Genomic DNA, 25,964 nt, shown 5'->3' with positions numbered 1-25,964 from the left:
ATGTACGAAAATCTGATTGTTAAAGACTGCGACGGCGTCGCTGTGGTCATGATGAACCGACCCGACGTTCGCAACGCGATCAACTCGAAGATGCAGGCCGAGCTGCATTCGGTGGTTACTTTAGCCGGGGAGGATGACCGGGTCCGGGCGGTAGTCTTCACTGGCGCAGGGGATCGTGCCTTTGCCGCCGGAGCTGACATCGAGAGCCTGCGCGACTACACCAGCGAGACCGCGATCCAGTCGCGCATGCAGCGATTGTTTGATGACATCGAGGCGTTAAACAAGCCGACCATCGCGGCGATCAATGGCCATGCCCTCGGTGGGGGCTGCGAGCTAGCAATGGCATGCGATATCAGGATCGCCTCGCAGACTGCTCGTTTCGGCCTCCCCGAAACCAACCTCGCGATCCTTCCCGGCGCTGGTGGCACACAACGGCTGGCCCGGCTCATCGGGCCCGGCCGTGCCCTGGACATGATCCTTACTGGCCGGATCATGTCTGCGGGCGAAGCATTGGAAACAGGTCTGGTTTCGCGAGTCGTCCCTAATGCCGACCTACTGGTAGCAGCCAAGGAGACGGCAGCAACCATCATGGCCAAAGGCCCGCTTGCCATACGTCTGGCCAAGTTGGTAGTTCGCGCCGGAGTTGACGTTGATTCGCGCAGTGGCCTCATGATGGAAAGACTTGCGCAAGCACTGCTTTACAACAGCGACGACAAACGCGAGGGGGTTGAGGCCTTTTTAGCAAAGCGGCCCCCTAGCTTCACCGGAAAGTAGAGCGGGACTTGGATATTGAGCGTGTGCTTGTTGTCGGTGCCGGTGCAATGGGATCACAGATCGCACTGCTGTGTTCACGCGCAGGGTTCACGGTGGCATGCCATGACATCGACCAACATCGGATCGAGGCGGCATACCTTGAGCTGACCGACCGCAGTGCACGTGATGTCGCCAAAGGCTTGCGCAATCAGCATGATGAAGATGCTGCCCATCAACGACTAACTTTTGGCACCGATCTCGCCAGGTTGGCCACTGACGCTGACTTTGTTATCGAAGCCGCGGTAGAAGATCTCGAGGTCAAACGAGCGCTATTCAACCGGCTCGATCGAGTAACGCCCAAACATGCGATCCTGGCTAGTAATTCGTCTGGCTTCGTGCCCTCGAGGATCGCTGATGCCACCGAGCGTGTGGAGCTTGTCTGTAACGTTCACTTCTTCAATCCTGCGTTGGTGATGAAGGGCGTCGAGATCGTGACCGGTCCTGACACAGCACACATGACACTGGCAACTGCGGTGGCGTTGGTACGCCGCTTAGGCAAAACACCCATCGTCCTCCATAAGGAGATCCCCGGGTTTATTGCTAACCGAATTCTTGGCGCCGTCCGCGACGAAGCGATCTTCCTCTACGAGAGCGGCGTTGCGTCCGTGGAAGCTATTGACACCGCGTGCCGAACGGCGCTCGGTTACCCAATGGGGCCTTTCGAACTCATGGATCTCACGGGGATTGACATCGGGTACTACACCAAGCGTGCACGCTTCGCCGAATCCGGAAATCCTCGCGACGCACCGTCAAAGAGCGTGATTGAGCTCGTTGCGCTCGGCCAACTCGGGCGCAAGACGGGGCGCGGCTGGTACGTCTACGACGGCAATGGACGCAAGATTGGGCCCGATTCTGGTCAACCACAGCCCTCGTAGCCACCGGGCAACTCGCGCCGACACGTAGAACGTAACCACACCTAACGGTTCGGCGAATCCGGTTGCTTTGGCGGCCGCCCGTCCTCGGCGATTGAAGTAATGTCAGACTATGTTTTCACGCCCAGCAGGCTCGGTGCTGTCCGGCGCCACGGGTGGACATCCATCGCCGTCGTGTGTCCACCTGTCGTTCCGGATGACAGCAGTTCAACGGGTTTGCCTGCTGCGATCACGCGCGATGCGTACGGCTATGCACAGATCGGGCCTGTCCGGGTCATGTTCACGGGTAGAAGGAAATAAAGGTGATGGCAATGGTCACGGCCTTCGTATTGATCGACTGCGGGCAACAGGCGATCCCGGAAGTAGCTCGACAACTTTGCGACCTTAAAGGGGTTAGCGAAGTCTATTCCGTGACTGGGGAATTCGATCTGGTAGCGATCGTCCGTGTCGCAGAATTCGACGAGGTGGCCGAAGTGATTCCCAATGGCATCGCTAAATTACCCGGAGTGGCCACGACACGAACTCATGTTGCGTTCCAAGCTTTCTCACGACTGGATCTAGAGGCCATGTTCTCCATCGGAGCAGACTGACTTCTAGCGAGCACGAAGACGAACGCGTCTGCTCGAAGTCGGTGAGGCCGTCGTTGACCGGCCGCTTGCGCCATGGGAACTCCCGTTTTGCGAGGTGCCGGTAAGAACAGGGCGATGATGCTGACTGTGGGAATCGCCGTAATGCAAGAGCCGGGCAAGGAGAGAGATGAAAATCGTGGCTATTGCGGCGGCGATCGTGGCCGCGACGATTGGATGCGCGCCTGTGGCGAATGGCATTACCGCCGAGGAGGTGTGCAGGAAGACGTACAACTGGCCCATCCCGATGCCAACGTTGACCGGCTGGTCAATGGAGCACACCATGACCGACTCGACGACCTCCTGCTTCACTAATATCTCTGCGATTGCGCCTGATGGCCACGACGTAATGAACGACACCATCAACGCCCCTGTCCCGTTCGGGTGGTGGAAGATCGCGACTCAGTCGCCATCGGCGGGGACGGGGGTTCAGATGGACGCGCAGATCAAGTTGACGGTCGTGGAAGACCAGAACGCGCCCGGCCAATGAGGAGTGACAAACGCACGTATAACCGCACCGCCATCAGCTTGTCGACCAACAGGAACTATTGTGCGGAAGGTGTTGATGCCATCAACACCTTCCGCGTTGCCACAGGTCAAGTCTCTGGCTTGACGCCGACGTCGCGGCGGCGGCAGGAGCGCAGCGAGTAGTGATCGTCGCCGCCGCAGACCGGTCTCACCGACCCTGATTTCAAGTTCTCGAAACACCGACAGAGACCTCGCCAATTTGAAGGGCGACGTCGCCAAGAGTCTTGACGCCGTCAAGACCTGAGAACAAAACCGCAGGTAACGAACGGGACTGAATAGGAAAGATACGGAGCGAACATGCAGGTAAACCGGCATTTTCCTGGTCATGGGAGGGGTTCGATTCCCCTTAGCTCCACAAGCAAAACCGCGGTAAAAGGCCGATAAATCGGAGTCATCACGATTCGGCGTCAACTGCGTCCCAGCCGGGGCAATGCCCCACCGGGCGAAATCAATCCGACGTGGCGGCGATAAGCAGGCTGCGGCCATCAAGAGCTGCCTGCTCTGGCCGTGCATAGATCTCACCGGGTAAGCGCCGTGCGTGAGGCACGGGCTCTCGGATGACCTTCTCGCTCTAGGGGACTCGCAGGATCGTAGTGGCTGACCGCTGGACCGCGGCCGTTCGGATTTCGGCCACCTCTGCGTACGCCGGGTTTGTCACTAGGTCGAACAGCGCTTCTTTGGACGGATAGTTCCCCAGGAAAAGCAGATCGGGTAGGAAGTCGTCATCGTAGGTCAGGTCCGGTAGGAACCGGGGAACAACGTAGCGGCCTGCGACAGCTTCGACCAGAGGCGCTGCCGCCGCAAGGTATTCGTCATAGCGCTGCCGTCCGCCCTCGTGGAACCAGAGCATATTCAGTACGACGATGCCGCTGTCGAGCATTGCTGCACCGCTGTCCGCCGGCTCGATGGCACAGCGAGTGAGCACCGCCCGGTGGACAGCGTCGGTGCGTAGATGCGCGATACGCCGATAGCGTTCGCTACGCCACATCTCGTCGAAAGCCGTTGCCGACGGGTACCGGACGAATCCCACCAAGTCGGGATCAAAACCACCCTCGAGTGACTCCTCCACTTGAAGAAAAGGGGTCGATAGTTCGGCGCCGGCCTCGGCCAACATGGGAAGGACAGCCTCGCCGTATTGTCCGTAAAGTTCCATTCCGCCAGGCCTAAACCACAGCGCATTCAGCATCGCGACGGGGCCGCCCGATCTGCAGCTCGCAGCAGGTGTTTCGCTCATCTGCCTTCCTCTCCCTCGACGTCGGCTCCTCCGAAGCGCTGGATGATCGCTTCCGCGAGGGCGTCAGGTGCGTCCTCCTGAATGAAGTGGTTTGCCTGCGGGAGGCGGATCAACACGTTGTCGGGGAAGGCGTCTTGTAACTGACGGAGTACCGCGGCGAGCCCGAACGCCGGGTCTTTCATGCCCCAGACAAACAAGGCGGGTTTGGAGCCCAGTCGGCTGGGCACGTCGCGGGCCAGCCGTTCGAGCAGTGGGCGGGCTGCGCGGATCTGCTTGGGGAACTCGGCGACGCCGCGCCGTGCCGCCGATGATGGTTGGACATCGCGATAGTGCCGCATGACGGAATCGGTTGGTCTCTGGGAAACGGCGAAGGGCAGAAATTCGACAAAGAGGTTGCGGTGCAGGACAAGATACTGCATTGGCCAGGAACCCATCACGATGCTGAAGAGCTTGAGTCGCCACCCATCTGAGGGCCAAAACCAAGTATTGCTCAGCACCACGCCTCGGACGCGTGCGTGACGCTCCGTGGCGATGGCCATGCTGATCGGGCCGCCCCAGTCCTGCCCCATGGTGATGAACCCATCGAGATCGAGATGGTCCAGCCATTCCCCAACTGCGGCGGCGTGTTCCTCGACGGTGTAGCCGAAATCACGGGGGTGCTCCGAGAGCCCGAAGCCCAGATAATCGACGGCGATGCAACGGAATTCGCCGCGAAGTCTGGTGATGATATTGCGGTACAGGAAGCTCCACGTCGGATTTCCATGAAAGAATACGATCGGGGTCCCGTGACCTTCGTCGATGTAGTGCATTCGTCCGCGGCGGCCGTGAAACCATCGTGATTCGAACGGATATAGACTTCGGTCCACCGTGAACTCGTGCATCGGGATCGGCTGGCCTCTCATATGAATTGGTTGCTGCCAGGGGGATTTTCGCACTCGCGGCGCCCGGCCCAGGCTGTTGCGACGGCGAGGGCCGCCTCATGACGGAAGTCCGCCCTCGGAGAGATAGGCGGCCACAAAGTCGTGCAGCGCGGTCGGGATACCAGCAACACCAGCATCGTTGAGTTTGGCGAGCAAGGTCACGCCTTGGTATTGGGCGAGCAAGTGGTGGGCCAATTGATCGGGATCGACGCCTTCGCGAAGAGCCCCCCGTGCGGCGGCCTGACGGCACAGCAGCGCCAAGCCCTCTTCCATTGCCGCGAAACACTGTGCGATATGCGTTCGCAGAGCGTCGTCTGTAGTGGACAACTCGGCTGCCAGGTTGCCGAACGGGCAACCTACGGCCCGACCAAATTGCGATTCGAAATCGGCCTGAATGGCTCCGATCATGTCGGGAATCGCCCGCAGGCGCCGAACGGGGTCGTCGTCCCCAAAGTCGGCCAGCCGTACCGCATACGTGACGGCGTGCAGGTCGATGACCGCTTTGGCAAGGTCGCATTTCGACGAGAAGTAATAGTAAAAGCTGCCCTTGCGGGCATCGGCGGCCGCGCATATCTCGTCCACCCCGACAGCCTGATAACTGCGCTCCAGAAACAACCGGGCCGCCGCCGACACGAGGCGCTCACGGGTGTCCGACGGCTTTGGCACGCGGCCGACGCTACCGCTAGTTGACCGGTCAGTCAACAGTTCGCTATCCTACGCAGGCGGATTCGGACCGAAGCATCAAGAACCGGAGAGGGACGAAATCATTTTCGGGACAACACCTTTCGGTAGACTGAAGTATCGCGAGATTCACGGCAGCAAAATGGCCTACGTCGACGAGGGCGACGGCGACGCGATTGTGTTCCAGCACGGCAACCCGACATCGACGTACCTGTGGCGCAATGTGATGCCTCATCTGGAAGGCCTAGGCCGGCTGATCGCATGCGATCTGATCGGAATGGGGCATTCGGACAAGCTCAGCCCGTCTGGACCTGACCGCTACCATTACGCGGAGCACCGCGATTACCTATTCGCGCTTTGGGAGGCGCTCGACCTCGGCGACAACGTGATCCTGGTGATTCATGACTGGGGCTCGGTGCTTGGCTTCGACTGGGCCAACCAACACCGTGACCGCGTGCAGGGCATCGCCTACATGGAAGCCATCGTCGCCCCGCTGCGGCCGTCGGATTTCACCGCCGACGCGCCGGCCTTCGACATCTTCTCCGCGGCGGGTGAACAGATGATGCTGGAACAGAACCTGTTCGTCGAAGCGATGTTGCCCTCGCAAATCCTGCGTGATCTCACCGAAGAGGAGATGACGCACTACCGACGGCCGTTCCTGAACGCCGGTGAAGATCGGCGCCCTACGTTGTCGTGGCCGCGCAACATTCCGATTGGGGATCGGCCCGCTGACGTCGTGGCCGTCGTGAACGACTACGCGAACTGGCTCGCGGCCAGCAATATTCCGAAGTTGTTCGTCAACGCCGAACCGGGCACCATCCTTAACGGGCGCCCACGCGAGCTCGTCCGCTGCTGGCCCAACCAAAGCGAAATCACCGTTCCAGGAAAGCATTTCCTTCAAGAGGACAGTCCCGACCAGATCGGCACCGCAGTCGCTGATTTCGTGCGGCAGCTGCGTTCCACGTCGCACGACTAGAACACAAAAGCCAGCGATGCAGACGGAGCCGATAGCGCAGGGGATCTAGGTCAGTTGCAGGGCGGCGGGTTCGATGCCTCGGGGTGACGCGGTCTACGATCCTCATTCGAGCGTCGTTGTTGTAGCAGCGTTCTGATCGTGTAGCACACTGTGCTGGCACCGTAAAAGCTGGCGGTGAGTAGTAGCCAACGGGACAGGTAGGGCGTCTGGGTTAGCCCGGTGGCGGCCCGATACGTGGGTGCGCCCTGCTCGATGATCCCCGGCAAAAATATCAACAACAACAGCGCCGCCGCCAGGGTCGGCAGCCGAAGGTAATTCGTAATCGGGATGCGCCTCGACGGATTTACGGCGGCGTAGTCGCGGTGGCCGACCGGTGAGCGTCGCGACACGGACAGGAGCCGATCAGCCAGCGAGTAGAGCGGAAACAGGATGAGGTCGTGGCCGATCACGGCCACCGCGAACCAGACGGCGATGGATTGCCACCACACCGTCGGGTTAAACAGGTTTCGCACCCCTAACACCGAGATCGTGTAGGCGCCTAACGCCAATGCGGCCAGCACCACGAGGAGATGAAACAGGCGATCTCCGTACAAACGGGACGCCCGTTGTCCGAGTGCTCGCATCAGGTCCCCCGGAACTCGATTGCGGATACCCATTTGGTGCAGTGCACACCCGGGAGCGCCGGAACGATAATCCGAGCCGGATAACCGTGGTCCAACGAGAGGTCGGCGCCGTTGACCTGAAAAGCCAACAGCGAGTCGGGGTTCAGGATCTGGTTGCTTTGCAAGATCGCGCGGTTGAAAGCGCCGAAGCGTTCCAGCGAGGACACCACAGCTGAAGCCGGGTGCGGGGTCCCGGCCGCGGCAGCCAGATCGGAAAGCCGGACACCGGACCAGGTCTGAGTGGTCGACCACCCTTCGACGCAGGCGATGGGCAGCTCCACAGTGTGGTGTGGCATCGCGTCCAGTGCGGCGCGGTCCAATGTCACCTGTTCGGGGCCGCCCAACAAGTGCAGGCGCCACTGTTCTCCGGCGACGGATGCGTCGATGCCCGCCGCAACAGCCGTGCGGTTGATCTGAAAGTCGTTGGGCCCCTTACCATAGCTGCGACCACGGGGCAGCAACAAGGCCGCACTGCGAGTGAACCCGCCCAGGGTTTGTCCAGCGGTGAGTACCCCGACCAGCAAACTGCCGCCGCCCACGACTGCCAGCACACCGCGCCGGCTCAGGGTCGGGGGATCGGGGTCGGGTGCCACCAGCCCGCCGGGGTCGAGCGGTTCGGGCACCGTGTCGGCCACCGAGGTGCCGAACACCGAGCGCAGCGACCGCGACCGCAGGCTGCGCACCATTGTCGGCAACTTCAGGCAGACATGGCACACAAAGCCGGCGATGAATACCCACGCCCCGAAGTAGTGCGCCGTGTAGAAGCTGAATCCGAAGATGTAGTCATATTGGATGTTGAGGACTCCGGTGACGATCTCGAACAGGATCCCGCCGACCACCATGAGCAGCGTCACCCGCTCGAGTACCTGAGCCAGCGACCGCGACGGCGGCCAGGCGAATAGCCGGGGAATTACCGACCACAGTTTGGCCAGCACCACGGGGATCATGACCAGTCCCAGACCCACATGCAGGCCCTGGCTCAGGCGGTACAGCCAGGACGGGCTGCTCGGCCAGTCGAAGCTGGGCAGCTTGAGCCACCCGACGTCAAACGGGATGGCCTGCCCGTACTTCGGCCCATAAGCCATGTACGACAGCAGCCCGGTCACGATGACGATCGGCAACACCACCAGCAGCGTTGCCCCGAACACCGAAGTCAGCCACGGCCCGCGCAGCGGACTGCGCCACCGTATCCGCGACAGACCCGGCGGCGGATGATCGTCCAGGGCACGCCACAACGCCGCCGGGAATCCATAGCCGGCCCCCGGCCCGGCGAGGGAAGAGTCGGCTTCCGCGACCGCCCCATGGCTGGTGCCACCAGGCACCGGTGCCTCCACCTCGGGCAGCTGATCCGAGGAGGGCCCAACAGGCACCAGCACATCGGCCGCGGCAACCGGATCCACGGTCGCGTCGTCGGGTTCTGGCTGCACCGGGCGCGACGCAGGACTTGGTTCGTCTGCCGACGGTATGGAGGACGTCATCTCGTATTCAGCCGCACCGGCTCGCTTGCGGAGTGGCCTCGACGAACTGGGCCACAGCGGCGGCGAGTTCAACACCCTTGTCTTCCTGGAGGAAGTGTCCCGCGTTTGCGATGGTTACCGGGGGATGCCCTGCGGCACCGGGGATTTGCGCGCGGAACACCGCATCGGCGCCGCGGGTGATGGGGTCCGAGTCGGAGAAGGCGCATAGAAACGGCCGATCGAACTGGCGCAACGATTCCCAGGCAGCCCGGTTTGCCGGGGAGGCGGGATCTTCGGGGGTGGTCGGAACAAGCATGGGGAACTGTCGGGCGCCTGCCTTGAAGGATTCGTCGGGAAACGGGGCGTCGTAGGCGGCAATGACCTCGGCACTCAGCTTGGACACGCAGGCGCCGTTGACAATCCGGCCGACATTGAGCACAGGTGCCTCCTGGCTATACCGCTGCCAAGCCAGGAATGCCTCTCCCGGATGTATGTCACCAGTCGGCAGAAATGTATTTGCAGCCACCACCCGGGCGAAGCGGTCGGGGTGTTCACCAACCAGGCGCAAGCCAATTAGTCCGCCCCAGTCCTGGCACACCAGGGTGATCGCATCAAGGCCGATCGCCTCAACGGCCGCCCACGTCCAGTCCACATGCGCCTGGTAGGTGTAGTCGTCGCGACTGGCAGGCTTGTCGCTGCGCCCAAAACCAATCAGATCAACGGCGACTGCCCGTAACCCCGCATCGGCGAGCACCGGGATCATCCAACGGTATAGGTAGGACCACGACGGTTCGCCGTGCAGCAACAAGATCACTTCGCCGTCGCGTGGGCCCTCATCGAGGTAGTGCACACGCAGCATGCTTCCATCGGTGGCAGCTACCTCCACGTAGCGCGGTTGGAATCCGTAGTCGGGCAACGCTTTGAATCGTTCATCGGGGGTCCGTAAGACCTGCATGGTCGGCTCCTTTCGCGGCCATCCTCGGCTGTTGAGCGCGATGGACTCGGCTCATGCCGCGGACTCGCCGTTGATGGGGCTTCTGACAGCCCGTGCACCACACCGAGACTGTACCGCACGGTATAACGCCGTCAGGAAGCTCTGGGTAGGTTTAACACCGCGCCGACAGAACCTTCACCGGGCGGGATGTTCCTGAACCGGTTGGCGGGCCCGCCGGTTTCGCGTGGTGGCTTTGCGTTCCCATTCATGCAGCTGCACGACCGCGCCGACGAGCGTGTCCTGCAAGGGAGTGACATCGCCGCGGACCCGGGCGAGGAGCATACCGCCCTGCAACGCGGCGATCACCGCGGTCGCAAGCCGCGTAGGGTCGGCCTCGGCGACTAGGCCACCGCGGTCCTGGATCCTCTGCAACCCCCTCGCCAACGCGGCTTCCCACCGGCGAAATGCGACATCCAGTAGCGGCGCAAAGATTTTGTCGTTCTTCAGTTCCGAGGCCATCGTCCCTAAGGGACAGGCAAATGGGCCTCCCGGCGCGCTGTGTACGGCCAGAATGCCTTGGACCCAACCATCGATTCCCTCCCAGGAGTCGATGTGTTCCAACGTGGGCTGCTGGGCGAGAACCAACTCCAATTGCCTCTCGATCACCGCCGCAACCAGGTCGGCTTTGCTATCGAAGTAGTGGTACAGCTGGGACTTCCCCGCACCGGCGGCGGCCAACACATCATCAAGGGTGGTCAGCCCCACACCGCGCTGATACATCAGCATGGCCGCGGCGTCGATGATTGCGGCACGGCTGCGCCTCCCCCGTTCCGTTACCGGCAGGGGGCGTGCCGTCGAGGAGCGCGCCGACACAGACACAATCGCCACTCTATAAGAGTTGCGAATCAGCGCCGGTCAGCGGCGCCGCCGCCACTGACCAGGGCAGTCACAGACGGGCTTCCAACCAATGTCTTGTGCATTAACCACTCCTCCCGGCCGGCGTTGCCACGCGCAGCACGGCGATCACACGGTGATCGAAATCGACGATACTGCTGACCAGTAATCCAGCGGTGCTGGCGAGGTCGCCGAGTGCGGCTGCGTTGACCCGTGACCAGGGAAACCATTGCCCGACATGATGTTCGGTTTCCCAGCGCAGTACTTCGCGACACGCCGCTGTCGTAACCGGGTCGACCTCGGCGACCACGATTCCGCCGGGCGCGAGCAGCTCAACGGCGCGCCTGAGTATGCGGACGGGGTCTCCGCCGATGCCGATGTTGCCGTCGGTGAGCAGAATCTGTTCCCAACAGCCTTCGGCGGGCAACGGTGCGAAAAGGTCAGCGTGAATCGCGGTTCCACCACGATCGCGTGTCAGGTCGACGGCGGCGCGTGAGGCGTCCACGCCCAATGCAGCCCAGCCGCGCTCTCGCAGCGACGCGGTGAATCGTCCGGGGCCGCATCCGAGGTCGAGGGTTGGCCGCGCCGTGCAGTGCCGCAGAACGTGCCCATCGGCGAGCCGATCGCGGTGGCTGGCGTGCGGTCCGCCGATCCAACGGGCCATGGGCAGCTCCCGCACGTGCCCGCGATAGTCGCGAGCCCAGCACACGGCGCCAGCTGCGCCGGCGCGATAGATGAGATCCACCGGTCCCGTAGCCGTCCTGATGTCCTCGGGAGTCATGCGGTCCTCGTCTCACTTACGGCACCGATACCGGTCCAGGGGCGGGTCGGTTGCGGCGGATCGGTGCACCTCAGACGAACCTCGCCGGTAAGTAACGGCGGTCGTTTCGAACTGCCAGCGCCCGCATATGCCGCGCGTTGCGGCCGTGCGGGGGCCGCTACCGGAGCTGGGTTACGACGGATACAGACGCCCCGCAGGAATGCGATCGTGGGGTGTTGTAGGGCGAATTGCTTTTTCCTGCGCGGGCACAGAACGTCCTCTCGTCTGAACAATTGCGACTCGGTCCCAATCCACCGCTGCTTCGCCGCCAATCACAGATGCCGGTCACAGAGACTTCATTGTACCGGACAGTACATGAGAGGGTCTGAAGTTGGATATGTATCGGCCGGCGACAAGTCTCCTCTCGCGGCCACCGCCAGCGTGGGAGGTCTAAGAAGCCGTGCGCCGCGATCCACTGCACGGCACGCGGCCCAACGGGTGCTCCGACCGACCGTCGCCTTACTGACACCGCCTGCACATTTGCTGCAGTTTGTTCTTGTTCACTATCAGGCGTTTGCTGGCTGATAACATTTGGGCTCGACATGCACAGAGGAGAGTGGCGTGGCGATACGGTGGTTGCGGGGGCTGGGGGTATTCGGTGCCATGGTGCTGGCCGCCCCGGGGTTCGCGAGTTCGGCGCTGGCAGAAGGACCGCCGATGCCCGGCGTGGAAGTCGATGATGAGACCGGCAGGTGCACAGCGGGTTTCGCGGCTCAAGGCAACGACGCCAACTACTACTTGCTGACCAGTGGACATTGCGACGCCCACGACGGTTCGGTATGGACTTACGGCCAGAACGTCCCGCTCGGGATTATTACCGCCAGCGAGAATGAAGGCGACAACAAGGACGCTGCGATCATCCGCCTCGATCCAAGCGTTGGTGCCCCAATTGGTGATGTCGGTGGCAGGATTGTCCGAGATGTGTTGAGCCGCAACCAAATTAAGGTTGGCATGCCGTTCTGCAAGCTGGGTGCAGTCACCGGTGAGACGTGCGGCGCGATTACAGAAATCGACAACGATGTGATCGAAGCTGGCGTGTACAGCCTGCATGGCGACAGTGGGAGTCCTGGCTTCGTGAAGAACGATGACGGCACCGTGAGTGCCGTTGGCATCTTGATGTCTTCACCGGAGGGTGACGACCATACGACGTACTTCACACTTGTTCAGCCGTTGCTCGGCAAGTGGGGAATCCACGTTCTCCCCTGAATTGCGCCGACCAAACCGACTGCGCGGACTGAGGTTTGACGAACGCCGTCCCTGGTGTGGTGAAGTCACGGAGTGTAGTTACCCCCGAATATGCCAACTTTTTGTCGTATCGGTTCAGTTTTACGTCGCCGGCGACGAGCTAGGCACCGAGTCGATGGTGTCGACGGCGTAGGGCGGCCCGAGGAACCGCCGCACCATCTCGCTTTCGGCATCGGCGTCTTTGAGCGGCCAGTACCACAGAGCCAGGAATGTACGGACTAACCATTGTGCGGCAAGGGGATCGGGCGTGCTCAGCCCCACCATTTCGGTCGCGAAGCGGGAGATGATGGGTGAGTCGGTGAGGCCCTCGGCCGGGAGTGCGGCCATCGAACGCATGGTCTTCGCGAGCGGATCAGCCCGCAGGCGCTGCAAGGCGACCGTGGTGGCGGTGACGACTCGCTCCGGACCGGTGAGCCCGGCGATCGCTTCCCGAACCGAGTCGAGGATGCGCTCGGCCTGCAGGCGCAGGACGACGTCGCGGATTGCGGCCTTGCTTCCGGCGTGGCGGTAGACGGTCGCCGGTGAACAGTGAACCTCGGCGGCCACAGCGTCGATGCTGAAGGCGTCGTAGCCGTGCCGCAACATCAAGTTGGCGGCTGCGGCGTAGATGCGTTCCGCGGCTTCGTCGTGTCGCCCCCGACCGATCAGCCAGTCTTGATCCGCCATCGTTTCAGTTCATCCAGAGCCGAGAACCCATAAAGTATTTTTATCACCGTGAGAAGAATTCCAGTCGATTTATCAGGGAAGTCGCTGGTCGGCTCATCGGCCTGAGAAGCGCGCAGCGGCGCTCGTATCGACTCGGTTTGCATGTTCGCTGTACACCGTTGACGCAGGTGCACGCCGCATTCACCCTGAGCGCATGACCCTCTTGGCGGACGCGACGGACTTCTTCGGCACCGCGGCGTTGCAGGACCCCTACCCGCTCTATGACCGGATGCGCGACATAGCGCCGGTCCATCGCATCGGGGATTCAGTCTTTCACGCCGTGTGCGGCTGGGACGCCGTGACCGAGGCCGTCAACCGGGTCGAGGATTTCTCGTCGAACCTCACCGCGACGATGGTCTACCACGACGACGGCACCGTCACCCCGTTCGACATGGGCACACTCGGCGGTCCGATGCACGCCCTGGCCACCGCGGACGATCCCGTGCACGACGCGCACCGCAAGATGCTGCTGCCCCACCTCTCGGCCAGGCGAATACGTGTCATCGAGGGGTTCGCCGAAGCCACGGCGATCAAACTGTGGTCCGACGGGTTGGTCGACGGTCGGATCGAGTGGATGAGTGCAATGGCCAATCGGCTCCCGATGATGGTGGTCGCCCGCCTACTTGGGCTGCCCGACGACGACGTCGACATGCTGATCCGACTGGGGTATGCCACCACCACTCTGCTGGACGGCGTCGTGAGCCCGACCCAACTCGAAGCCGCGGGCGTGGCGGCGGTGGAGTTGTCCGGGTATGTGATGGAGCACTTCGCGAGGGCCGGGGAACGCCCTGCGCCGGGCCTCATCGGCGACCTCGCCGCCCGCCACGCCTCTGGCGAACTGGAGCAGTTCCCGGCGCTTGGGATCATGCTCACCTTGTTCAGCGCGGCGGGCGAATCGACCGCCTCACTATTGGGGAGCGCCGCCTGGATCCTGGTGACCCAGAACCAGATCCAGGAACAGCTCCGCGCCCATCCCGAACTGCTGGGCGCTTTCATCGAAGAGACGCTGCGCTACGAGTCGCCGTTTCGCGGCCACTACCGCCACGTGACACGAGACACCACGCTGGGCGGCGTCGACGTGCCCGCCGACTCGCGCCTGCTGTTGATGTGGGGGGCCGCCAACCGCGACCCCCGGCAGTTCGACAAACCCAACGAGTTCCGGCTCGACCGCAGCGGCGCCAAAGGGCACATCACCTTCGGCAAGGGCGCACACTTCTGCGTCGGGGCCGCACTGGCACGCTTGGAGGCCCAGATCGTCTTGCGGACGCTGCTGGAACAGACGACCTGGATCGAGGCAACCGACGTCGGACACTGGCTGCCCAGCATCCTCGTCCGCCGACTCGACCATCTCGAACTGGCGGTCAGATGACCGAGCAAGCAGAGTTGATTGCCTGCTACGAGCTAACCCAAGCCAAGGCCAAGTACTGCCGAACCCTCGACACCCAGGACTGGACCGGCCTAGCGGCATTGATGACCGAAGACATCGAATTTGGCATGGGTGACGGACATTCCGAGCCGCAAATGACCGTGGGACGCGACGAGACAGTGGCGCTACTGCAATCCCTTGTAGCCGGGTCAAAGACCGCTCACCAGGTCCATACACCCGAGATCGACCTCAATGAAGAAGAGGCGCAAGTGATTTGGGCAATGCAAGACCGGGCCGTGTTCGAGGACGGCATGTCGGTCACCGGCTACGGGCACTACACCGAGCGATGGGTGCGCCACGGAGATGTGTGGAAGCTCGCGTCGCTGCGACTGAGTCATCTCATAACCGACGTACATCAGGCCGGAGCGGGAGCCCACATCGCGAATGAAGGGGGTGGGCGGTAGCGCGCCCGACCAAGCGTGTTCATGATCTGCGACTCACCATCCAGCCGGCTCATTCGGGCCGGAGGGTGGGCCATCTGGACTGCGGCGCCTAGGCTTCGGTGTATGAGTAGGGCTTTCGTTGTCACATTCGCGGTCGGATTACTCGTCGCGCTGTTCGGTCTGATCTGGGCGCTGCAGGGATTCGGGGTGTTGGGTGGCAGCCCGATGAGCAACACCACCACCTGGTCGATCATCGGTCCGATCACGGTGGTGATCGGCATCGTCATCGCGGTATTCAGTTGGCGCAAACTCAAGTCGAAATAGTTCGCTAGTTCTCCGCCACGGTGAAGTTCACCGTGTGCCAGCCGGTGGCGCCGTCAGGGATGCTGCCAACCTGATCCGCAGTTTGGGTGGCTCCGGAGTTGTCGGTGGCGCGCACCGTAATGCTGTGATTCCCAGGGGTGTTCGCCTGCCACGGGAAGCTCCACAATCGCCACGTCGCGTTGGAATAGCTGGCGCCAAGTTCGGCAGGCTGCCATCCATCTTCGTCGATGCGAACCTCCACGGCCCGCACCCCCCGATTCTGTGCCCACGCCACCCCACCGAACACGACGGCTCCTCGTGCCAGTTTCTGGCCGTCGGTCGGCACGTCGATGCGCGACTCGGTCTTGATCGGCGCCTGCGCTGCCCAGCCGAACCGCGTCCAGTACGCCTTCGCTTTGTCGAAACGAGTCAGCTCCAAGTCCACGACCCACTTGGTGGCGGACACGTACCCGTAGAGCCCGGGCACCACCAGCCGGGCCGGGTAGCCGTGCTCGACCGGCAACGGCTGACCGTTCAGGCCCACCGCCAGCAGCGCGTCGCGACCATCGGTGAGGGCCTGCACCGGTGTGCCCGCGGTGAACCCGTCGATCGACGTGGAGAGCACCATGTCGGCATTTACGTGCACACCGGCCGCCGCCAGCAGGTCGGCCACCCGGTATCCCGTCCACACCCCCGTCGAAATCAGCTTTCCGCCAACGGGATTCGACACACAGGTCAACGTCGTCACTATCTCGATGACTTCGAAACGGGCCAGGTCGGCGAAGCTGTAGGTAGCCTCGCGGTCCACCATGCCGTGGATGCGCAGCCGCCAGTCGCCGTGGCTCAGCTGGGGAACGCTCAGCGCGGTGTCCACCCGGTAGAAGTCGCCGCTAGCGGTGATGAAGCTCGGGAGCGCGACGCCTTTCGGTTGCACATCGGCGGGTATCGGTGCAGCCGGTACCCGCGGTGTCGGAAGCGTGACGGCGTTGCGGTCGGCGGCCACCGAATGCACCAATCGTGAAACGACCGCACCCACGACACCGCTCACCACACCGAATCCGAGCAATCCGTATACCACCAGCGCGCGCCTGCGTGCGTCCGGCTCGTCGCCGTCGTCGTCGGCGGCCGGTTCTTTTGGCCCGAACCGGCGGGTGAGAAAGCGCAGGGTCGCCACGCCGCAGACGGTGCCCGTGACCGTGGGTATCGTGTCGGGCAACGTCGCGCCCTGCCGCGATAGCACCGCGGCGCAACCGAGGATGCCCGCCGCGGCGATTACCGCACTGCCGACGGGACGCCGCTTGGATTCGAAGCTGCCGGCGAGCGCCGCGATCGTCGCGATCACCACCAGCACGACGATCGCCAAGAAGATTTTGTCCAGCGAGCCCAGGGTCTGAATCGCCCATTCTTTGACCGGCCCCGGGGTCAGGTCCACGATCACCGAGCCGATCGCGGCACGAGCATCCGCCCGCGCGCCGAACGGGATACCCGCCAGCGCGGCCACGCCGAGCGAGACGGCCGCGGCAGCAACCCCGGCGATCATTCGCTCATTCGACGTCGCGGCCGCCATCGGAGTAACTGTACTCGCGTGTCGGCTAAGGTATCGCAAAAAGCCTGCCGGGCAGCCGATCACGCCTTGGCTGTGTTGCCGAATCCGACATGGCTGCGAATCAGCGGCAACGTTGCCGCAGTGGCGAAGCCCGCTGGGGCGGCGCAGATCGCGGGGACGGCATTGAGCACCTGCATGCCGGTGGCCACGCTTGCCGAGCGGACATGCTCTTCCATGCTCGCGGCGCGGGTGAAGCTCGCCAGGCAGAAGAAGTGGGTCCGCATCGAGGGGTCGCCCTCTATCGTCAGCGTCCACCCGTCCTGGGGTTTGGGCCAGTGCTCCGGGTACTCGCCGCCGACGGTCCACAGCGTCTCGATTTCGACGAGCACCTCGCCGTGGCGCCGGCCCGACCACTTCCACCGCTGCCCCGCGGTGGTTCCCGCGCGCAGCACATGATCGAAGATCTGATGATCCTCCCGGGCGGGAACCGCCTCCACCGTCGCGGTGACCTCGTCGATGTCGGCATTGAGTGCGTCGGCCAGAAACCAGACCTGTTCGGTGAAGATCCCGCTGTTGAAGGCGAGGAACTCGCTGGCTTGTGGACTGATCTCCTCGACTGGTTGGCCAAAGCGCATGTTGTCGAACGTGATTGACGTACTTTCGTAGACCGACCAGTCGGCGCGTTCCTGGAGCGTGATCTTGTCGATGGTGCGGCACATGCCCGAAAGCGTCAGCGGCAGGGCGCCGGAGAGGTTCCCGGGGTTCAACCCGCTGCCATGCACCGTCGTGTCGCCGGCCCGGCAGGCCTCGAGCACTCGATGACGATCGGCAGGTGTGATGCGGCGCGGATGGAACAGGAATGCCGTTGTCGCAACATTTTTCCCACCGGCAAGCAATGCGCACACCTCATCGAGGTTGGTGTTGCGCGGCGTGTAGAGCACGCAGTCAGCGTCGAGCCCCATGATCGCGTCGACATCCGTGGTCGCCGCGACGCCGATCGGGTCGCGGCCCACCAGGGTGCCGACGTCGACTCCGTCTTTTTCGCCGGAATACACCCGGGCGCCAACGATCTCGAGATCGGGCCGGTGATCGATGATGGTGGTCAACATCTCGGAGCCCACCGTTCCGGTGCCCCATGCGACGATGCGGAGCGGCTCTGTCATCGGTGTCCCTTCCGACCGTTCAGTGGTGATGGCTGTGCGACGCGACGCTCTCGCGATGTTGCTGAGCCGCATTGGTGCCGCCGGCGGGGTAGGCATGGATCATCGCGGTGGTCAGCTTGGGCACCGCGTGGATCAGGTCATGTTCGGCTTCGTGCGCAATCTGATGTGCCGCAGCCAAACTCAGCGCCGGATCGATGTCGAGTTCGGCGTCGGCATGTAGCCGATGCCCGATCCAGCGCATCCGCACGCTGCGCACCGACCGCACGCCCGGCCGGGCGGCCAGCGCAGCTTCGGCGGTGTCGATCAGCGTCGGATCGACACCGTCCATCAACCGACGGAACACGTCACGCACCGCGGTGCGCAACACGGCCAGAATGGCCACCGTAATCAGCAGGCCGACGATCGGGTCGGCGAGGGGGAAGCCCAAAGCCACGCCGCCCGCGCCGATCAGCACCGCCAGCGAGGTAAAGCCGTCGGTGCGCGCGTGCAGGCCGTCCGCGACGAGCGCGGCCGAGCCGATGCGGCGTCCGACCCGGATGCGGTAGAGCGCCACCCATTCGTTTCCGATGAACCCGAGCAGTCCGGCCACCGCGACCCAGCCGAGGTGCCCGATGGGCCGCGGATTGATCAGCCGCTCGATGGCTTCGTACCCGGCGATGATCGCCGACAGCGTGATCATCGCGACCACGAACAGTCCGGCAAGGTCTTCCATCCGGCCGAAGCCGTACGTGTAGCGGCGGGTTGCGGCCTTGGTGCTCAACGCAAATGCGATCCACAGCGGCACGGCGGTCAGGGCGTCGGAGAAGTTGTGGATGGTGTCGGCCGCCAGTGCGATGGAGCCGGACAGGATCACCACGACGATCTGCGCAACGGCGGTCGCGCCCAGCACCAGCAGGCTGATCTTGACCGCGCGGATGCCGTCGGCGCTGGATTCCAGCTCGCTGTCCAAGCTGTCGGCGGCATCGTGGGAATGCGGCGCGAAAACCTCCTTGATCGCGCCGTGCAATCCCTTCGGGTGCTCGTGATCGTCGTGCCCGTGATCGCTCATCGCGCGTTGGCCTTTCGTGGCCGGCGATCGGTCGTGATGCCCCGCACGTTCGGGTCGCCGCGGTGGTGCGACGGCACCCCGGGACCGGCATGTTCGGCGTTGAACACCGCGTCGATGACCAGTTGGCGGACGTGTTCGTTTTCCAGGCTGTAGAAGATCGTGGTGCCGGCCCGGCGGGTGCGCACCAGCCGAGCCATCCGCAGCTTGGCCAGATGCTGGGACACCGACGGCGCGGGCTTGTCCACCTTTTCGGCCAGATCGTTGACCGACGACTCGCCCTCGGTCAGCGCCCACAACACCCGAATGCGGGTGGCGTCGGCCAACATTCGGAAGACCTCGACGATCAGGCTGACCTGATCCTCGGCAAGCTCAGCTGCGCCACTATCTGCATGCATACGTAGATAGTAACTTACGCGGCGGAATGCCGCCTTCGCAAATGCGCCCGGTGACCGGTGCCATTAGAACTTCGCGACCGCCCCGGCATCGATCGGCAGCGCGGCGCCGGTGATGTACTGCGACTCGTCGGAGGCGAGAAACAGCACGGCGTTACTGACCGCGCTCGCCTCGATGACCGGCACCGGCAGCATATGGAAGTGGCCGAGCACGGCGGCCGTGTCGTCCATCGTGGGGTTGGGGAGGTCGGGCCGCAGCGTGCGATGGAATTGCTCGTTGTCGATCATCGGCGTCCGTATGTTGCCAGGGTGGATGGAATTGACTCGAATCAACTGCGGCGCAAGCTCATTCGCGAGCGAGTTCATCAATCCGACCACGCCGTGCTTCGCCGAGGCGTAGTGTGCCATGTACCCGCCACCGCGGAGTCCCAACATTGAGCTCACCAGAATGATCGATCCGCCGCGGCCGTCGGACATATGCGGTATTGCCACCTTGACGGTGTGCCAGACCCCGGTGAGATTGATGTCCAGCATCGTCTGCCAGGCGGCTTCTTCGATCATCGCGGCGGGCGCGGGACTGCCGCTGATGCCGGCGTTGGCAATCACTACATCGGGCCGGCCCAACTCGTCGATTCCCCGCTGCAACGCCTCGCGCAGGCTCACGAGGTTTCTGACATCGGCCTTGGCGGCCACGATGCGCCGGTCCAACTTCTCGACTAGCGCCACGGTTTCGTCGAGATCGTCCTGGGTGGCTCCCGGATAGATCACGCCCTCGACGTCGCCGCACAGATCCACGGCGATGATGTCGGCGCCTTCCTCGGCGAGGCGGACGGCATGTTCTCGGCCCTGGCCACGCGCGGCACCCGTGATGAACGCGACTTTGCCGGCCACTCTGCCAACGGAGCTCGTCATGGTGACCCTTCCTACCGATCGACGACTTTCACCGAGACGATAGCCCTGCTCGGAGAGCCCTCGTGCCCCGCCGGGTTCCGCTAGCCCAAAGCGGGCTAGCGGCCGGGCAACTGAAACGGGGTGGGCGCGGGGTTGGCGCCCATCAGGGGGAACGGCATCTTGCCGTTGGCAACCGAGTTCAGCACACCCGGGCATTCCATCTGGATCGCCATGCTGGTGACCAGCCCGGCCATGGTCGCCGAAAGCCCAGTCTTCCCAGACAGTTGCGACGCTACGGTCGCGACCGTCGCACCCGGCTTTACCAAGGATGGGCAAATTGACTGGCCCAGTCCGGCGATGGTGTTGCTCAGCGAGCCGTTGTTGCCGATTCCCGCGCCGTTGAGCGCGCTGGTGATTGCGTCGCCGGACGTGTCGGCCTGGGCGAGCGCAGGCAGCGTCGCTGCGGCCGCGAGGATGCCGGCCGCAACCGCCAATGGGCGCACCGCCCGGCAAGCCGCATCGATGAGATCTGCCCGTGGCGTCGGCTGGCGAATTGCGCGAACCGCGCCGCAGCGACCAACCGTCCGGGTAGTCCATGGGCCGATCGTCATCAGTGCGGTCATATCGCTCCTAGGAGTCAGGAAGTGCACAGCCATGCACTACCCCTGTCTTCGGTAACGATCGTCAATCCGTTACATCACGATCCGGGTGCATCGGGAGCGATCGGCCAAACCCGCCGCTCAGGAGTCGCAATCCGTTCAGAGCGACGATGATGGTCGAGCCCTCGTGGCCCGCGACGCCGAGGGGCAGTGGCAGGCGGCCGAACAGGTCCCAGACGACGAGTCCGGTGATGAAGGCCGCCGCGATGGCCAAATTGGCGATCACGACCCGACGCGCCCGACGGGCCAGCGCAAGGACGGCCGGGATCGTGGCGAGTTCGTCCCGGACGGTTACGGCGTCGGCGGTTTCCAAGGTGAGGTCGGCTCCGTTGCGGCCCATGGCAATCGAGGAGTGCGCGGCGGCCATGGCGGGCGCGTCATTGATGCCGTCGCCGACCAACAACACCCGGTGGCCGTCGGCCTGGAGCCGGCGCACCGCGGCGACCTTGTCGTCGGGCAGCAGGTCGGCGCGGACGTCGACGATCCCGACCTGTGCGGCCAGATGCTCTGCTGCCGGGCGGGTATCACCGGTCAGCAGCACCGGTGGTCCCGCGGTGATCGCGGCGATTGCGCGGACCACCACATCGCATCCCGGGCGTACGGTGTCGTCGAGTCCGAGAACGCCCACCGGCGCACCATCGACGACGACGAGAACGGCCGTGGCGCCCCGGCGTTCCAGGTCGCTCGCCGCGGCCGGGTTGCTGTGAAATGCCCGCGGGCTCAGCACTTCGATGCTGCGGCGCGCGACACGCGCACGCACGCCACGACCGGGAAGGGCCGCGAAATCGGTGGCTTCAGCCAAGGGCAGGTCGCGTGCGCGCGCGGCGGCAACGATCGCGCGCCCGAGCGGATGTTCGCTGAATTGCTCTGCGCTGGCTGCTATTCGCAGCACGTCGTCATCTGAGCAGCGGTCCTCAATCACCGCGATGCCGGTGAGTTGCGGTGTCCCCGTCGTGAGCGTGCCGGTCTTGTCGATGGCCACCGCAGTGGTGGCGGCCAGGTGCTCCATCGCGACCGCCGACTTGACTAGCACACCGTGCCGCCCGGCGTTGGCGATCGCCGAGAGCAGCGGTGGCATGGTCGCCAATACCACCGCACACGGCGATGCCACGATCATGAACGTCATCGCGCGAAGCAGCGTGGACCGTAGGTCGGCCCCGAGGATCAGGGGCACCGCGAACAGGGCGAGCGTCGCCACGACGACGCCCGCGGAGTAGCGTTGCTCGACCTTCTCAATAAACAGTTGCGTCTTTGCTTTGGTGGCCGACGCCTCCGCGACCAGGGCAACGATGCGGGCGACGACGGTGTCGGAGGGGTCTTTGGCGACGCGAATACGAAGTGCGCCAGCGCCATTGAGGGTTCCGGCAAAAACCTCGTCGTGGGCCGACTTTGTGACCGGCATCGACTCCCCGGTCACCGACGACTGGTCGACGTCGGAGACGCCGTCGACAACCACACCGTCGGCGCAGACACGTTCACCGGGGCGCACGATGACGAGATCGCCGACACGAAGGTCGGCGGCGTTGACCGATTCTTCGATCCCGGCGGCGTCGAGGCGCATCGCGCGATCGGGTGCAAGGTCTAGCAATCCCTTGACCGAATCCTCGGTGCGCTTGGTCGCCGCGTCTTCCAATGCGCCGGACGTGGCGAAAATGACGATCAGCAGTGCGCCGTCGAAGATCTGGCCGATGCTTGCGGCGCCGACGGCGGCGACCACCATCAGCAGATCGACGTCCAGCGTGCGAGAACGTAACGCCTGCAAGCCTTCCCAGCCCGGTTCCCAGCCGCCGGTCAGGTAGCAGGCGAGGTACAAGCCCCACCACGTCCACGTAGGAGCGTCAAGCAACTGCGTCGCGAGCCCGGCCATGAACAGGGCCAAAGCGACCGTCGCCCATCGGACGGATGCGACCGACCACAGTCCCGAGACGCGTGCGGGCCCACTGGTCCACGAGGGTGTGCGCGTCGGCTGCGCGGTGGTACACGTCATCGTACATGTATACATGTAAAGCTCTACATATGTCATATCGGTTGGGGCGCGTGCTTCAATTGGGAGATGGGACACGGAGTCGACGGCAGGGTGACGCCACCGGCCACCCTCGACTCGATGTCGGCCGTGAAGATCGCCGAGACACTGCAAGCGCTGGCCTCACCGAACCGACTGATGATCCTCACCCGGCTAAGGCGGTCTCCGTGTTCGGTCGGCGAACTGTCCACGGCGGTCGGCATGGAGCAGCCGGCGGTGTCTCACCAATTGCGGTTGCTGCGCGCCCTGGGACTGGTTGCCGGCGATCGCAACGGCCGCAACATCGTCTACCGCCTCTACGACAACCACGTCGCTCAACTGCTCGACGAGGCCGTCTACCACATCGAGCACCTGCGCCTCGGCGCGAGCGAAACGACCGCCTGAGCTCGCCGGTCGGACCCCATTGCCGCAATGGCCTGCGGCACTGGCAGCGCTCAGCGGCCTACCCGAAATTGGTTATTGAAAATGCTTGTCGACAAGGCTGGCGCGTGACGGTAGCGTGGTGAGCGCTCTAATGAAAATGATTGTCAACATGAAGGTGCGAGAAACCAGGATGAAACCCGACATCCACCCGGATTACCACCCCGTGGTCTTCCAGGACGCCACTACCGGCAAGACGTTCCTCACGCGGTCGACGATGACCGGTTCGCGCACCATCGAGTGGGAGACGCCGCAGGGCGTACAGACATATCCGCTTGTCGTCGTTGAGGTCACCTCCGATTCGCACCCCTTCTGGACCGGAGGGCGCCGAATCCTCGACACCGCAGGGCAAGTCGAGAAATTCCGCCGCCGCTACGGCAACCGCAGCTGACGGCGGACCTCAACGGCTGGGGAGCTCAAGCAACGCATTCCAATGCGCTATGGCGTCGTCGGTGGATGGTTCGGGGCCCTCGCTGACGACGTCGAGCAGCGTGCGCGAAACCCCTCCGATTCCGACCCCGCTGGCGCGCGTGGCGCGCACCAGCGTGTCCAAAGCCTCTTTTTGCGAGCAACGCCGAATGCCCATCAGTACGCCGATGGCCATATCGATTTCGCGACGCGACCGGTGGTCGGCGGGACGGTACCTGTGGGTGTGGGCCATCACTGTTGCCTAGTAGGCATGAGCGACGCTCCACGGTGGCAGCGGGTCGGGGTAGGTGGTCCAGTGCTGCGGGCCGTCGGCGAACTCGTCGTCGGTCAGCAATGCCGACGACATCAGCCCCAGGACGCGGTCGCGGTCGAGCTTGATCCCGATGAACACGATTTCCTGGCCGGGCGAGAAGTCGGCGGTCGCCCAGTATTGCGCCGGTTCGATCATCAGGTTGGGGCCGGCCTGAGACCAGATCGCGGCGAGATCGGGTCGGCTTGCGATCCAGCAGAAACCCTTGCTGCGCAACAACCCTTGCAATTCTTCCAAAGCCGCCTGCAGACGTTCTGGGTGAAAAGGGCGCTGTGCGCGGAACGTCACACTGCTAATCCCGTATTCCTCGGTTTCGGGTGTGTGACCGCCGCGCAGCTCCTCGTCCCAGCCCGCGGCTTGCGCGGCGAGATCGGGGTCGAACAGCCCGGTGCCCAGCACTTGTTCAAGTGGCACCCGGCCGTGGTTGGTGGGCATGATGCGGGCCGACGGATTCAGGCGCCGTAGCACTGCGGTTACCCTTGCGCAGACGTCTTCGCCGACCAGATCGGTTTTGTTGAGCAGTATGACGTCGGCGAATTCCACCTGGTCAACGAGCAGGTCGGCAATGGTGCGGATGTCGGTGCCGTCAACGGCGAGGTCGCGAGCCGCGAGCGCGTCGCCGCGGGCCAGCTCTTGCAGGAACGTCGATGCGTCTACGACCGTGACCATGGTGTCGAGCCTGGCGACGCTGCTGAGGCTGAAGCCGTTGTCGAACTCCCAGCTGAAGCTCGCGGCAACCGGCATCGGTTCGGAGATTCCCGTCGACTCGATCAATAAATAGTCAAAACGGCCGGCCGCTGCGAGGCGCGCTACCGACTCGATGAGGTCTTCGCGCAACGTGCAGCAAATGCAGCCGTTGGTCAGTTCGACCAGCTTCTCTTCGGTGCGGTCCAGATAGCCGGTTCCGGCGACCAGCGCGGCGTCGATGTTCACCTCGCTCATGTCGTTGACGATCACCGCGACTCGCCGACCTTCCCGGTTCGCCAGGACATGATTGAGCAGAGTTGTCTTTCCGGCTCCGAGGAAGCCGGACAGCACGGTTACGGGAAGCAGCGCATAGTGTTGCGGGGGCACCCATTAATGATAATGATTTTCATTAAGGTTGGCAAAGATGCGCTGATTCCTCAAGGATTCCGCGCGATCCCGTTCGCGGTGTGGTCGGCAAAGTGCTGTTCTTAACCGCTCGCGTTCAGATTTCGACGCACTGTGGGCACGTTCCGTAGAAGTCGATCTCGTGGGCGAGGTCGGTGTAGTGGTGTTGTTGGGCGAGTTTGCTTGTGAAGGCTTCGATTTCGTCTGCGGTAAAGCCGATCGCATGCCCGCACTGTCGGCACAATAAGTAGTGGCGGTGCTCGGAAGTGGTCCGCAGCCGATATAACATTTCACCGTCTTCGGCGCGCTGGGTTTCGGTGATTTTCAGGTCAGTCAAAAGGTTCAGGATCCGGTAGACGGTCACCAAACCAATCCGGACGCCGCGGCCTTGACGCAGGTCGTCATGGAGTTGTTGGGCCCCCCGGAAGCGGTCGCTGCGATGCAGCAGGTCGAGTAGCGCTCGTTGCTGGGACGTCATTCGGATCGGGCGTCGCACCTGAGGTGCGGGCATC

General features: G+C 63.5%; 30 protein-coding genes. 11 read left to right on the top strand and 19 right to left on the bottom strand.

The window, feature by feature from the left end; all coding sequences use genetic code 11:
* The 4 genes from MJO58_RS22270 to MJO58_RS22255 all read left to right on the top strand — a co-directional run bounded on the left by MJO58_RS22270 (position 1) and on the right by MJO58_RS22255 (position 2,801).
* Complete coding sequence (locus MJO58_RS22270) at positions 1 to 774, top strand: enoyl-CoA hydratase/isomerase family protein (protein WP_239720978.1); 774 nt, start codon at positions 1 to 3, stop codon at positions 772 to 774.
* A gap of 8 nt (positions 775 to 782) precedes the next feature.
* Positions 783 to 1,688 (top strand): 3-hydroxyacyl-CoA dehydrogenase family protein, encoded by a 906-nt coding sequence (locus MJO58_RS22265; RefSeq protein WP_239720977.1) that lies wholly within the window; start codon positions 783 to 785, stop codon positions 1,686 to 1,688.
* A 308-nt stretch (positions 1,689 to 1,996) separates the two neighbouring features.
* The gene (locus tag MJO58_RS22260; protein WP_239720976.1) at positions 1,997 to 2,275 is read left to right on the top strand and encodes an Lrp/AsnC family transcriptional regulator; all 279 of its coding nucleotides are present in this window, start codon (positions 1,997 to 1,999) and stop codon (positions 2,273 to 2,275) included.
* A 166-nt stretch (positions 2,276 to 2,441) separates the two neighbouring features.
* A complete protein-coding gene (locus MJO58_RS22255) occupies positions 2,442 to 2,801 on the top strand; it encodes a hypothetical protein (RefSeq protein ID WP_239720975.1) in 360 nt (119 codons plus the stop codon).
* Between the two features lie 609 nt (positions 2,802 to 3,410).
* Here MJO58_RS22255 and MJO58_RS22250 read toward each other — a convergent pair.
* The 3 genes from MJO58_RS22250 to MJO58_RS22240 all read right to left on the bottom strand — a co-directional run bounded on the left by MJO58_RS22250 (position 3,411) and on the right by MJO58_RS22240 (position 5,626).
* Positions 3,411 to 3,992: a DUF1330 domain-containing protein gene (locus MJO58_RS22250; protein ID WP_239720974.1), complete on the bottom strand. Its 582-nt coding sequence runs from the start codon at positions 3,990 to 3,992 to the stop codon at positions 3,411 to 3,413.
* A 77-nt stretch (positions 3,993 to 4,069) separates the two neighbouring features.
* Positions 4,070 to 4,954 (bottom strand): alpha/beta fold hydrolase, encoded by an 885-nt coding sequence (locus MJO58_RS22245; protein ID WP_239720973.1) that lies wholly within the window; start codon positions 4,952 to 4,954, stop codon positions 4,070 to 4,072.
* A gap of 96 nt (positions 4,955 to 5,050) precedes the next feature.
* The gene (locus MJO58_RS22240) at positions 5,051 to 5,626 is read right to left on the bottom strand and encodes a TetR/AcrR family transcriptional regulator (protein WP_239720972.1); all 576 of its coding nucleotides are present in this window, start codon (positions 5,624 to 5,626) and stop codon (positions 5,051 to 5,053) included.
* 133 nt (positions 5,627 to 5,759) lie between these two features.
* Here MJO58_RS22240 and MJO58_RS22235 point away from each other — a divergent pair, with 133 nt between their 5' ends.
* Positions 5,760 to 6,650 carry a haloalkane dehalogenase gene (locus MJO58_RS22235; protein ID WP_239723396.1) on the top strand — a complete coding sequence of 297 codons (891 nt, stop codon included), beginning with the start codon at positions 5,760 to 5,762 and terminating at the stop codon, positions 6,648 to 6,650.
* Positions 6,651 to 6,700: 50 nt separating this feature from the next.
* Here the strand turns inward: MJO58_RS22235 and MJO58_RS22230 are convergent, their stop codons facing one another.
* The 5 genes from MJO58_RS22230 to MJO58_RS22210 all read right to left on the bottom strand — a co-directional run bounded on the left by MJO58_RS22230 (position 6,701) and on the right by MJO58_RS22210 (position 11,378).
* Positions 6,701 to 7,306 (bottom strand): hypothetical protein, encoded by a 606-nt coding sequence (locus tag MJO58_RS22230; protein ID WP_239720971.1) that lies wholly within the window; start codon positions 7,304 to 7,306, stop codon positions 6,701 to 6,703.
* Complete coding sequence (locus tag MJO58_RS22225; RefSeq protein ID WP_420845438.1) at positions 7,273 to 8,547, bottom strand: molybdopterin-dependent oxidoreductase; 1,275 nt, start codon at positions 8,545 to 8,547, stop codon at positions 7,273 to 7,275. Before MJO58_RS22225 ends, MJO58_RS22230 begins: the two co-directional genes overlap by 34 nt.
* A 250-nt stretch (positions 8,548 to 8,797) precedes the next feature.
* Positions 8,798 to 9,724: a haloalkane dehalogenase gene (locus tag MJO58_RS22220; RefSeq protein ID WP_090606044.1), complete on the bottom strand. Its 927-nt coding sequence runs from the start codon at positions 9,722 to 9,724 to the stop codon at positions 8,798 to 8,800.
* A gap of 174 nt (positions 9,725 to 9,898) precedes the next feature.
* Positions 9,899 to 10,576, bottom strand: a complete 678-nt coding sequence (locus MJO58_RS22215; protein WP_420845437.1) for a TetR/AcrR family transcriptional regulator — start codon at positions 10,574 to 10,576, stop codon at positions 9,899 to 9,901.
* A 106-nt stretch (positions 10,577 to 10,682) separates the two neighbouring features.
* Positions 10,683 to 11,378 carry a methyltransferase domain-containing protein gene (locus MJO58_RS22210; protein WP_239720970.1) on the bottom strand — a complete coding sequence of 232 codons (696 nt, stop codon included), beginning with the start codon at positions 11,376 to 11,378 and terminating at the stop codon, positions 10,683 to 10,685.
* Positions 11,379 to 11,978: 600 nt separating this feature from the next.
* Here MJO58_RS22210 and MJO58_RS22205 point away from each other — a divergent pair.
* The gene (locus MJO58_RS22205; protein WP_090606042.1) at positions 11,979 to 12,623 is read left to right on the top strand and encodes a S1 family peptidase; all 645 of its coding nucleotides are present in this window, start codon (positions 11,979 to 11,981) and stop codon (positions 12,621 to 12,623) included.
* Between the two features lie 120 nt (positions 12,624 to 12,743).
* On the opposite strand, the gene MJO58_RS22200 is transcribed toward MJO58_RS22205, so the two are convergent.
* On the bottom strand, positions 12,744 to 13,328 hold the full coding sequence (locus MJO58_RS22200; protein WP_090606040.1) for a TetR/AcrR family transcriptional regulator: 585 nt from the start codon (positions 13,326 to 13,328) through the stop codon (positions 12,744 to 12,746).
* Between the two features lie 193 nt (positions 13,329 to 13,521).
* On the opposite strand from MJO58_RS22200, the gene MJO58_RS22195 reads away from it, so the two are divergent.
* The 3 genes from MJO58_RS22195 to MJO58_RS22185 all read left to right on the top strand — a co-directional run bounded on the left by MJO58_RS22195 (position 13,522) and on the right by MJO58_RS22185 (position 15,500).
* The gene (locus MJO58_RS22195; protein ID WP_239720969.1) at positions 13,522 to 14,736 is read left to right on the top strand and encodes a cytochrome P450; all 1,215 of its coding nucleotides are present in this window, start codon (positions 13,522 to 13,524) and stop codon (positions 14,734 to 14,736) included.
* Positions 14,733 to 15,197 carry a nuclear transport factor 2 family protein gene (locus tag MJO58_RS22190; RefSeq protein ID WP_239720967.1) on the top strand — a complete coding sequence of 155 codons (465 nt, stop codon included), beginning with the start codon at positions 14,733 to 14,735 and terminating at the stop codon, positions 15,195 to 15,197. The genes MJO58_RS22195 and MJO58_RS22190 overlap by 4 nt, the downstream gene beginning before the upstream one ends.
* Positions 15,198 to 15,299: 102 nt before the next feature.
* Positions 15,300 to 15,500 carry a hypothetical protein gene (locus MJO58_RS22185; protein ID WP_090606030.1) on the top strand — a complete coding sequence of 67 codons (201 nt, stop codon included), beginning with the start codon at positions 15,300 to 15,302 and terminating at the stop codon, positions 15,498 to 15,500.
* A gap of 4 nt (positions 15,501 to 15,504) precedes the next feature.
* On the opposite strand, the gene MJO58_RS22180 is transcribed toward MJO58_RS22185, so the two are convergent.
* The 7 genes from MJO58_RS22180 to MJO58_RS22150 form a co-directional block, all read right to left on the bottom strand.
* A complete protein-coding gene (locus tag MJO58_RS22180) occupies positions 15,505 to 17,046 on the bottom strand; it encodes a molybdopterin-dependent oxidoreductase (RefSeq protein WP_239720966.1) in 1,542 nt (513 codons plus the stop codon).
* Positions 17,047 to 17,105: 59 nt separating this feature from the next.
* Complete coding sequence (locus MJO58_RS22175; protein WP_239720965.1) at positions 17,106 to 18,188, bottom strand: NAD(P)H-dependent amine dehydrogenase family protein; 1,083 nt, start codon at positions 18,186 to 18,188, stop codon at positions 17,106 to 17,108.
* A 19-nt stretch (positions 18,189 to 18,207) separates the two neighbouring features.
* Positions 18,208 to 19,236, bottom strand: a complete 1,029-nt coding sequence (locus MJO58_RS22170) for a cation diffusion facilitator family transporter (protein WP_239720964.1) — start codon at positions 19,234 to 19,236, stop codon at positions 18,208 to 18,210.
* Positions 19,233 to 19,631, bottom strand: a complete 399-nt coding sequence (locus tag MJO58_RS22165) for an ArsR/SmtB family transcription factor (RefSeq protein ID WP_239720963.1) — start codon at positions 19,629 to 19,631, stop codon at positions 19,233 to 19,235. The genes MJO58_RS22170 and MJO58_RS22165 overlap by 4 nt, the downstream gene beginning before the upstream one ends.
* A gap of 63 nt (positions 19,632 to 19,694) precedes the next feature.
* Positions 19,695 to 20,540: a mycofactocin-coupled SDR family oxidoreductase gene (locus MJO58_RS22160; RefSeq protein WP_090605996.1), complete on the bottom strand. Its 846-nt coding sequence runs from the start codon at positions 20,538 to 20,540 to the stop codon at positions 19,695 to 19,697.
* A gap of 95 nt (positions 20,541 to 20,635) precedes the next feature.
* Positions 20,636 to 21,142 (bottom strand): DUF732 domain-containing protein, encoded by a 507-nt coding sequence (locus tag MJO58_RS22155; RefSeq protein WP_239720962.1) that lies wholly within the window; start codon positions 21,140 to 21,142, stop codon positions 20,636 to 20,638.
* 61 nt (positions 21,143 to 21,203) lie between these two features.
* Positions 21,204 to 23,165, bottom strand: a complete 1,962-nt coding sequence (locus MJO58_RS22150; protein WP_239720961.1) for a heavy metal translocating P-type ATPase — start codon at positions 23,163 to 23,165, stop codon at positions 21,204 to 21,206.
* 66 nt (positions 23,166 to 23,231) lie between these two features.
* Here MJO58_RS22150 and MJO58_RS22145 point away from each other — a divergent pair, with 66 nt between their 5' ends.
* Entirely contained in the window at positions 23,232 to 23,585 is a 354-nt protein-coding gene (locus tag MJO58_RS22145; protein WP_090605987.1) for an ArsR/SmtB family transcription factor, read from the top strand.
* 169 nt (positions 23,586 to 23,754) lie between these two features.
* Positions 23,755 to 24,012 (top strand): type B 50S ribosomal protein L31, encoded by a 258-nt coding sequence (locus MJO58_RS22140; RefSeq protein WP_239723393.1) that lies wholly within the window; start codon positions 23,755 to 23,757, stop codon positions 24,010 to 24,012.
* Between the two features lie 9 nt (positions 24,013 to 24,021).
* Here the strand turns inward: MJO58_RS22140 and MJO58_RS22135 are convergent, their stop codons facing one another.
* The 3 genes from MJO58_RS22135 to MJO58_RS22125 all read right to left on the bottom strand — a co-directional run bounded on the left by MJO58_RS22135 (position 24,022) and on the right by MJO58_RS22125 (position 25,963).
* Positions 24,022 to 24,282, bottom strand: coding sequence for an ANTAR domain-containing protein (locus MJO58_RS22135; protein ID WP_239720960.1), 261 nt, complete (start codon positions 24,280 to 24,282; stop codon positions 24,022 to 24,024).
* A gap of 9 nt (positions 24,283 to 24,291) precedes the next feature.
* Entirely contained in the window at positions 24,292 to 25,434 is a 1,143-nt protein-coding gene (locus tag MJO58_RS22130; protein WP_239720959.1) for a GTP-binding protein, read from the bottom strand.
* 115 nt (positions 25,435 to 25,549) lie between these two features.
* A complete protein-coding gene (locus MJO58_RS22125; RefSeq protein ID WP_239720958.1) occupies positions 25,550 to 25,963 on the bottom strand; it encodes a Fur family transcriptional regulator in 414 nt (137 codons plus the stop codon).
* Position 25,964 lies beyond the last annotated feature (1 nt).

This window comes from Mycobacterium lentiflavum, from assembly GCF_022374895.2.
Classification (GTDB): Bacteria; Actinomycetota; Actinomycetes; order Mycobacteriales; family Mycobacteriaceae; genus Mycobacterium; species Mycobacterium lentiflavum.
Note: the sequence above shows the minus strand (reverse complement) of the source record. Positions and strands in the feature narration are given on the sequence as shown.